Raw genomic sequence first — 8,262 nt, 5'->3', positions numbered from 1 at the left:
GCCGCCGAGCCGCCGCCGCCGAGGGAGCCACCGCCGCCGAGCCCGGTGGCCCGCTACCTCGCGAACCTGCCGGCGAACGTCCGCAGCGACAGATCTGCGCTGGTGACCACCCCGGCGGGCGCGGCGATGACCGACCTGATCGAGTTGAGCGCGGGCAGCCCGGTCACGGTCATGCCGATGGACGCGAAGTCCTCGGGATCGGACAGGTCGACGCCGGGGGCGGGGAAGATCATGTGCTTGTTGTAGATCTGCGGATCGCCCGTGATCATCGTGATGTAGCACCCCTTGATGTCCCACTTGGGCTCGGTGAGCGGGGTCATCTGCCACTCGAGGTGGGTCTCGATCCGCGAGACCCCGTCGACCATCCCCAGGTACTTGATGTAGCTCCCGCCGAGAGACCCTTTTGGTAGCCGGTACCAGCCCAGGTCGACGTCCTCGGTGCAGGCGCCCAGTTCGCAGTCGAACACCACCTCGTCCAGCTCGAGGTCGAACGCGTCGGCCATCATGTACACCGAGTCCGCGAACACCTCGGTGTACTTGCGCAGCATCCCCGGCAGCGCGGGATCGTCGACGGGCCTGCCGTAGCCGACCTCCGTCCAGGTGTCGGCGGAGTGGTGACAGGACACGTCGACGGACTCGATCGTGGTGACGTTCTCGATGTCGGCCACGTCGGCCGAGGCGACCAGGCCGAGGATCTGGTTGAGGCCCGGGTTCATGCCGGTTCCGTAGAAGGTGGCCCCACCGGACTTCGCGGCCTCGTCCAGGATCTCCCGCCACGACCGGCCGGACGGGTGCGGATGGTTGAGGTCGCGGTGATGGCCGGTGATCCAGTCCGCTGTGGTGACGACGTTGATGCCGGCCTCGAGGACCTTCAGGTAGAGCTCCTCGTCCGGGAAGACACCGTGAAACGTGAGGACGTCCGGACGTGTGGCGATGATCTCCTCGACGGTGCCGGTCGCGAGAATCCCGACGGGCGCGATGCCGGCGAGCTCGCCCACGTCCCGGCCGACTTTCTCGGGCGTGTAGCAGTGGACGCCCACGAGTTCCAGATCCGGGTGGCTGCCGATCCGCCTGATCATCTCGCTGCCGACGTTGCCGGTGGCGACCTGGAACACGCGGGCGGGCTCACTGGTGCTGCTGGTCATCTGAGGTGTCACCTTTCGAGGAGCGAATGGTCGGGATAGAACTGGGTGGCCCATGTCCGCAGGGCGGTGAACCCCTCGTATTCCCCGGGAGCGAGTGCGGCGGGGTCGGAGTACTTCTGGTGTCTCCAGATGGCGAGGTCGGCCTCGAACTGCTCGATCACGCCGCGGCCGTGCCTGGCCGCGCGATCGGCGGACTCGTCGTCACCCAGGTCCGGCCGCCGACGGATCCAGACGGAGAACCGGACGTCGCAGGTCTCGTCGTCGACGGGGGTGACGCAGGTCGCGGTGCGGTTGTCGACCATCCCGTGGCTCCGGGTGACGGCCACTCCCAGCCCGCCGTTGATGGCCTCGACCCCGCTGTCGACCTCCTCGATCGACCCCGGTGAGCCCTCGAACGCGATCGTGAAGTCGACGTAGGAGACGGGCTGGTCGAAGTCCTGCCTGGTGAAGACCGGGATGATCGGCACTTTGTGGACGAACTCGAAGTGCGCGAAGTCGACCCCGTTCTCCAGGACGTACTGCGGATGGAGGTGGAGCCGCTCCTCGACGAGCGTGGTCCGCGGGTGGCACGGGTGGTAGTCCTCGGCGCGCGTGCCGTCGTCCCAGCTGGTGAAGACGTCGGGCACGTCGAAGTACGGCTCGCGCCCCTCGAGGTCGTGCCAGAGGTAGATCGACTCGTTCCGCTCGACCACCGGGTACGTCCTGATCTTGCGGCCGAGGTTCGGGCGGTCCGCGTAAGGGATGGCGGTGTTGCGCCCGTCCGGGTTCCACTGCCAGCCGTGGAAGGGGCACTGGATGGTCTCGTCGACCACGGTGCCGCCGTGGCCGAGATGGGCGCCGAGGTGTTTGCAGTACGCGTCCATGACGGTGGCCCGGCCGGATCGGCTCCGCCAGGTCACCAGGTCCTCCCCGAACGCGGTGACCCGATGGACGTGCCCGACCGGGACCTCGGCGGACCACGCCACCTGGAACCACCCGGTCGGCTTCATGGGGAGCGGGGGCTTGGGCATCGGCGGACTCCGTTCTCGGCTCGAACCGGCAGGAGGTGGCAACCGCCATCCACAAAAACAGAATGGCGATTCTGCGAAGGTAGCATCGAGCCGTGGAGGCCACAGGGATTACGACGACGACGACGAGGACCGGCGACCGTGAGGAGAAGCTCCACGGCTACCGCCGACAGATCCTCCGCGCCGCGGAGCGCGAGTTCGGCAAGGCCGGGTTCGCCGCCACGCCGATGAACGCGATCGCGGCCACCGCCGGGTTGTCGCTGGCCACCGTGTACAAGTCCTTCTCCGGCAAGGCGGAGATCTGGGACGCCCTGCACCGCACGCGGATGGACGCCCTGCTGGAGGCGGTGCGCGAGGCCGACGCCGGGGAGCCGGGACTCGAGCGCCTGCTCACCGGACTGCGTCGGGTCTTCCTCTTCCTGGCGGCGCACCCCGCCTATCTCGAGATGAATCTCCGGGCCGGTGGGGGATGGGCGAGCAGCGTGGAGGGCGCCCACGGGATCCAGCGCACGGTGTGGAGCTCTGGCCTCGAGGTGATCGCCGCCGGGATGCAGGCCGCGGCGGATCGGGGGGAGCTCGCCGGCCTTGATCCCCGCATCGCTGCGGGGATGGCGATCTCTGCCCTCCAGGTGTGGCTGTCCGAGTGGGTGCGCTCGGAGCGGGCCGAGGATCCGGAGGCGCTGGTCGACGACATGACGCGGCGACTGCGCCTGCTGTTGACTAGCTCGGGTACCTCTCGGCCGCCAGGGCGCTGAGTCGCCGCAGGAAGCGGCGGAACAGCAGGTTCATCACCGGCCGGACCGCAGTGAGCGAGAGGTTGGTCGCCGCGTTGCCGTGCATCGCCAGGGTCCACGTGAGTCGGCAGCCGCCCTCGGTGGGCACGATGTCGTAGGCCTCGGCGAAGGCGTGGATCCCCTTGGTGGAGCTGGCGTTGAACCGGAATGCCATCCGGCGCTCCGGCTCCCACGCCAGGAACTCCTCCTCGCCGACCAGGCCGCCGAGCATGTGGACGGTGCGGGTGGTGCCCACGCCGTACGGGGGTTCGCTGGTCCAGACCACCTTGGTGATCACGCCCGCCCAGCGCGGCCACGAGTCGGCGTCGACGAAGATCTCGAACAGCTGTCGCGGCGTGGCGGGGATCGCCACGCTGTTGGTGAAGCGGAACCGGGCGGTGTCGGTGTACTCGACGTCCACCGGTTCACAGGGGTGCATGGTCGGCATCGCCCCTCCTCTCGTCTGACCCCTGGAGGTCCATGTCCCGAGGGTAGAACACGTTCTTGTCCCGTGGGTCGTTCAGGCGGGCCGAGCCCTCACAGAAACCGCTCAGGAGCCCCCGACTAGTCTGGGTCCAAACCGGCGCCGCGACAGGTCGGCGCGCCGCGAACCGCAGATGGACCCCATGCCAGAGCCCAGAACCGCCGCCGCCCGCTCCACGCTGGGCACCACAACCGCATTCCTGCGCAACTCATGGCGCACCCTCACCGCCATGCGCACGGCGTTGATCCTGTTGTTCCTGCTCGCCGTGGCGGCGATCCCGGGCGCGCTCCTGCCCCAGCGCAGCCTCAATGAGGGCAACGTCAACGACTACATCGCCGAGAACGGCTGGCTGGGCGAGTTCTACGACCGCCTGCAGCTGTTCGACGTGTTCTCCAGCTGGTGGTTCACCGCCATCTACGTCCTGCTGTTCATCTCGCTGATCGGCTGCCTCACCCCGCGCTGCTTCGAGTTGGTCCGGCAGCTGCGCACGCCCCCGCCGCTCACTCCCCGCAACCTCTCGCGCCTGCCCCATCACGCCGCGTACCGCACCACGGCCTCACCCGAGCAGGCCGCCGACCAGGTCAAGGCCCAGCTCAAGGGCTGGCGGGTTCGGCGGAACGACGGCGACGGCCGCGTCCCCGGCACCATCGAGCTCTCCTCCGAGCGCGGCTACACGCGCGAGGTGGGCAACATCGTCTTCCACTTCGCCCTGCTCGCCCTGCTGATCACCTTCGCGGCCGGCAAGTTCGTCTACGCCGAGGGCATGCGGGTGATCATCGCCAACGCCGAATCGCCGGCCTTCTGCAACACCACCCCCAGCGCGTATGACACGTTCCGCGCGGGACTCCTGGTCGACGGCACGGATCTCGAGCAGTTCTGCGTCAAGATCGAGGACTTCCGCGCCGACTACCTGCCCAACGGCCAGGCCGAGATGTTCACCTCCAACGTGCGGTTCACCGAGGAGGTCGCGACCACTGATCCGCAGACGTGGGAGCCGTACGAGATGCGGGTCAACCACCCTCTGCGCGTCGGGTCGACCCGCGTCTACCTGCAGGGCCACGGCTTCGCGCCCACCTTCACCGTCACGTTCCCCAATGGCGAGACCCGCACGGACACTCAGCACTGGCAGCCCACCGAGCTGCAGACGTTCTTGTCGTCGGGCATCATGCGCTTCGACCCGCCGGCCGGCCTGTACCCGGACCTGATGGAGCGGCGCACGCAGCAGATCGCCGTGCAGGGCCTGTTCGCGCCCACGGCGTCGTTCGACGGCACCATTCTGAGCTCGCGCTTCCCGCGGATGGACGACCCGGCGGTGGCGATCGACGTCTACCAGGGCGACGCCGGGCTCGACACCGGCCGCCCGCAGTCAGTCTTCTCGCTGGAATCCGACCTCATCGAGACCGGCGCCCTCGAGCGGCAGGCGCGCGTCAACCTCTTCCCCGGCGAATCCACCACCCTCCCCGACGGCACCGAGGTCCGGTTCGACGGCGCCGAGGAGTTCATCAACATCCAGGTCTCCGAGGACCCCACGCAGATCTGGGTGGGTGTCTCGGCCGCGGTGATGATGGCCGGACTGATCCTCAGCCTGATGGTGCGGCGCCGCCGCATCTGGGCGCGCGTGACCGTCGACGACGACGAGGTGACCCGTGTCGACCTGGGGGGCCTCGCCCGGACGGACCGGATGGGCTGGGGATCGGAGTTCGACGAGCTCCGGGACCGGCTCGTCGCAGCGGCGGCCGTCACACCTGTCTTGCCCGAGGAGCCCGACTCGGGACACACTGCAACCAGTCGCGGCACCGCCGGCGACGCTCCGCGGAAGGACGACACCCGGTGAACTCTCTGATACTCGCACAGGGCCTGCCCATCGACGAGACGCTCTCGACCTACAGCGACCTGGCGTTCCGCACGTCGTTCGCCATCTATGTCCTGGCGCTGATCGCCTCGCTGATCTACTACGCCGGCTTCCGGGTGGAGAAGGTCTCGCCGAGGCAGCTCGCCGGAGCCGGCGGGCCGGGACTCACCGAGTCCACGTCTCTCACCGATACCGGCGACGAGGACCGCGCGTCCGCGGGCAACGTGCGCTGGGCGCGTATCGCGCAACTGTTCGTCACGATCGCCTTCGTGTTCAGTGCGTCCTCGCTGGTGCTCCGCGGTGTGGCGACCGACCGTTTCCCCTTGGGCAACATGTACGAGTTCATCCTGGCCACCACCGTTCTCGCGGTGGGCACGGGACTGGTGTTCCTGCGCAAGCCCGCGTTGCAGGTGGCGTGGCCGTTCGTCCTCGCCCCGGTGTTGCTGCTGCTGTTCTTCGGCGGGACCCATCTGTACTCCGAGGCCGCCCCGGTGGTGCCCGCACTGCGCTCGTACTGGCTGCCGATCCACGTGTCGATCATCTCGCTGGGCTCGGGCATCCTGCTCATCCCGGGCGTCGTGTCGATCATGTACCTGCTGCGCGTGTGGCAACCCCAGGGTCAGGAGAAGGGGTGGGCCACGCGACTGACCCGGCCGCTGCCCGCCGCCGAAACCCTGGACCGGTTGGCGTACCGCACCACGGTGATCGGCTTCCCGATCTACAGCGTGGGCATCCTGCTCGGGGCGGTCTGGGCGGAGAGCGCGTGGGGCCGCTTCTGGGGCTGGGATCCCAAGGAGACCGCGTCGTTCATCTCCTGGGTCCTCTACGCCGGGTACCTCCACGCCCGCGCGACCAGCGGCTGGGGCCCCAAGAAGGCGGCGTGGATCAACATCGCGGGTTTCGTGGTGTTGGCGTTCAACCTCTTCTTCATCAACATCGTGGTCTCGGGCCTGCACTCCTACGCCGGGCTGAACTAACCCCCACACTGCCCCGCCCTGCCCCGCACCGCCCCGGCCTGCTGTGGTTGGTCGACATCACGCTGTGATTGCTTGACATCTCGCAGCTCCCCGCGCGGACTCTCGCGCATTCTGGCGACCAACTGGGCCGGCTGTCCTCGTGGCCGTGCTACTCGCTGCTCCGGGCGGCGGACCAGGTTTGTCCTCGACATCACCCGCGTGAGCTGGGGTGCCCTGCAACCCGGTTGCAGGGCACGGAGGTGGTCGCGCCTCTGAGCTGGGAGAGTGCGACGACGACGATGAGTTCCGGTCGCCACCGGGCATTCAACTGCTCGGTGGGCCGTCCGGGCCGGGGCTGGCGGAGGGGCTCATCTCGAGCATTCAGCTCGAGCGCCCTGACCGACCACGAGCCAGTCAGAGCTGCGCGAGCAGGTCCTTCCAGACGGGCTTCCAATACTCGATCGCCTCGGCCGAGTCGAGCTTGGTGTGCGTCAGCCCCACCGAGGACTTGCCGTTCTTCTTCTCGCTGAAGTTCAGGGCCACGCGCGTGCCGTCGGACAGCGGGACCCGCCAGTAGCGCCACTTCTCGCTGCTCGAGGTGGCGGGGGGAGACTCGACCTCCACGCCGCCGAATTCCTTCCGGTCTCCGGCGAGCTCCACCCACGCCCGCAGCGCCGCGTCCATGTCCCCGGTGACGGTCCGCGAGGTCGACAACTGGAAGTCGCCGGTGCAGGACTGGCCCGGTACCCGCAGGCCGGCATGCTGCTCGTAGGCGATGGCCGTGCCCTGGGCCCACCACTCGGCGCGCTCGACCGACTCCGGCATCATCCCCAGGGCTACCTTCGCGATCGCCGAATGCACCATCTCCCGCGCGCCGGCCTGCTCGAGCATCTCGACCCACTCGTTCCACGACCGGCCGGTGGCGGAGGCGATAGCAGGGGTATTGGACGGCTTCGTCATCCCCTCATGCTGCCCCAGCGGGGCGCGGGCGGTCGTCGGTTCCTCCCGGAACCGCTCCGAAAAGTGAGCTGCCCTCCGGTGCCCTGTACCCCCTCCGCAGGGCAGCCCAGGTCAAGCGGGGTTCCCGAGCGCGAAGTAAGACCACGACCAGAGCCAGGTACACGGCCAGAACCGTGACTACGACGACGAGTTCCGCTGCCGCGCCACGATTTCATCCACCCGCTGGGCCGCCCGTGCAGGTGCCAGCGACCGCGGCTCCCAGCCACCTGCCAGCGAGCTGCCGGGGAATCGCCACGATCCCTCGGCATACTGTGCACGTGAACGCCAAAGCGAGCAACGCCCCCGACGCCCGGCCCGAGGCCCGGGTGCTGGTGGTCGACGACGAGGAGAACATCGTCGAGTTGCTGTCGGTCTCACTGCGGTTCCAGGGGTTCGAGGTCGAGACCGCCCGCACCGGCGCCGAGGCGATCGACAAGGCCCGCCGCTTCCGGCCCGACGCGGTGATCCTGGATGTGATGATGCCGGTCATGGACGGTTTCGACGCGGTCAAGCGGCTGCGCGCGGACGGCTGCGACGCCCCGGTGCTGTTCCTCACCGCGCGGGACGCCGTGGCCGACCGGGTCGCCGGGCTGACCCTGGGGGCCGACGACTACGTGACCAAGCCGTTCAGCCTCGAGGAGGTGGTGGCCAGGTTGCGGACGATCCTGCGTCGCGCGGGCACGCTGTCCGGGGCCGAGCGCAGCTCGCGGCTCACCTTCGCCGACCTGGAGCTGGACGAGGACAGTCACGAGGTTCGCAAGGCGGGCCGGGCCGTCGCGCTCTCGCCCACCGAGTTCACTCTCCTGCGATATCTGATGGTCAACTCCGGGACGGTGCTGTCCAAGGCGCGCATCCTGGACCACGTGTGGGACTACGACTTCGGCGGTGACGGCGGGGTGGTCGAGTCCTACGTGTCGTACCTGCGCAAGAAGATCGACACCGGGGAGCCGCGGCTCATCCACACCATCCGCGGCGTCGGCTACGTGTTGCGCGAACCGCGCTGATGCCCAGTTCGCCGGGCTTGCCCGCCTCGTCGTCAACCGCGG

General features: G+C 68.7%; 8 protein-coding genes. 4 read left to right on the top strand and 4 right to left on the bottom strand.

Annotated features, from left to right (window positions below; all coding sequences use genetic code 11):
• Positions 1–53 precede the first annotated feature (53 nt).
• Both G6017_RS08815 and G6017_RS08810 read right to left on the bottom strand, forming a co-directional pair.
• Positions 54–1,145, bottom strand: coding sequence for an NAD(P)H-dependent amine dehydrogenase family protein (locus G6017_RS08815; protein ID WP_182616988.1), 1,092 nt, complete (start codon positions 1,143–1,145; stop codon positions 54–56).
• A gap of 8 nt (positions 1,146–1,153) precedes the next feature.
• Positions 1,154–2,155: a 3-ketosteroid-9-alpha-monooxygenase, oxygenase component gene (locus G6017_RS08810; RefSeq protein WP_182616987.1), complete on the bottom strand. Its 1,002-nt coding sequence runs from the start codon at positions 2,153–2,155 to the stop codon at positions 1,154–1,156.
• A gap of 92 nt (positions 2,156–2,247) precedes the next feature.
• Here G6017_RS08810 and G6017_RS08805 point away from each other — a divergent pair, with 92 nt between their 5' ends.
• Positions 2,248–2,907 (top strand): TetR family transcriptional regulator, encoded by a 660-nt coding sequence (locus tag G6017_RS08805; RefSeq protein WP_182616985.1) that lies wholly within the window; start codon positions 2,248–2,250, stop codon positions 2,905–2,907.
• Here the strand turns inward: G6017_RS08805 and G6017_RS08800 are convergent.
• Complete coding sequence (locus G6017_RS08800) at positions 2,873–3,373, bottom strand: SRPBCC family protein (RefSeq protein WP_179523364.1); 501 nt, start codon at positions 3,371–3,373, stop codon at positions 2,873–2,875. The genes G6017_RS08805 and G6017_RS08800 overlap by 35 nt on opposite strands.
• Before the next feature lie 178 nt (positions 3,374–3,551).
• Here G6017_RS08800 and resB point away from each other — a divergent pair, with 178 nt between their 5' ends.
• Both resB and ccsB read left to right on the top strand, forming a co-directional pair.
• Complete coding sequence (resB, locus tag G6017_RS08795) at positions 3,552–5,243, top strand: cytochrome c biogenesis protein ResB (protein WP_179523363.1); 1,692 nt, start codon at positions 3,552–3,554, stop codon at positions 5,241–5,243.
• Positions 5,240–6,238, top strand: a complete 999-nt coding sequence (ccsB, locus tag G6017_RS08790) for a c-type cytochrome biogenesis protein CcsB (protein ID WP_179523362.1) — start codon at positions 5,240–5,242, stop codon at positions 6,236–6,238. Before resB ends, ccsB begins: the two co-directional genes overlap by 4 nt.
• Positions 6,239–6,631: 393 nt before the next feature.
• Here ccsB and G6017_RS08785 read toward each other — a convergent pair whose 3' ends face one another.
• Positions 6,632–7,177, bottom strand: a complete 546-nt coding sequence (locus G6017_RS08785; RefSeq protein WP_182616983.1) for a hypothetical protein — start codon at positions 7,175–7,177, stop codon at positions 6,632–6,634.
• A gap of 311 nt (positions 7,178–7,488) precedes the next feature.
• On the opposite strand from G6017_RS08785, the gene G6017_RS08780 reads away from it, so the two are divergent.
• Positions 7,489–8,220 carry a response regulator gene (locus tag G6017_RS08780; RefSeq protein ID WP_182616982.1) on the top strand — a complete coding sequence of 244 codons (732 nt, stop codon included), beginning with the start codon at positions 7,489–7,491 and terminating at the stop codon, positions 8,218–8,220.
• The last annotated feature ends 42 nt before the right edge of the window (positions 8,221–8,262 follow it).

It is taken from the genome of Dietzia sp. B44 (assembly GCF_014145245.1).
In the GTDB taxonomy this organism is placed as follows: Bacteria; Actinomycetota; Actinomycetes; order Mycobacteriales; family Mycobacteriaceae; genus Dietzia; species Dietzia natronolimnaea.
This window is presented reverse-complemented; position numbering and strand designations above follow the sequence as displayed.

What these genes read in the sequence shown, in the direction of transcription:
- G6017_RS08815 (WP_182616988.1), bottom strand. Translation starts at nt 1,145, where the DNA reads ATGACCAGCAGCACCAGTGAGCCCGCCCGCGTGTTCCAGGTCGCCACC.
- G6017_RS08810 (WP_182616987.1), bottom strand. Translation starts at nt 2,155, where the DNA reads ATGCCCAAGCCCCCGCTCCCCATGAAGCCGACCGGGTGGTTCCAGGTG.
- G6017_RS08800 (WP_179523364.1), bottom strand. Translation starts at nt 3,373, where the DNA reads ATGCCGACCATGCACCCCTGTGAACCGGTGGACGTCGAGTACACCGAC.
- resB (WP_179523363.1), top strand. Translation starts at nt 3,552, where the DNA reads ATGCCAGAGCCCAGAACCGCCGCCGCCCGCTCCACGCTGGGCACCACA.
- G6017_RS08785 (WP_182616983.1), bottom strand. Translation starts at nt 7,177, where the DNA reads ATGACGAAGCCGTCCAATACCCCTGCTATCGCCTCCGCCACCGGCCGG.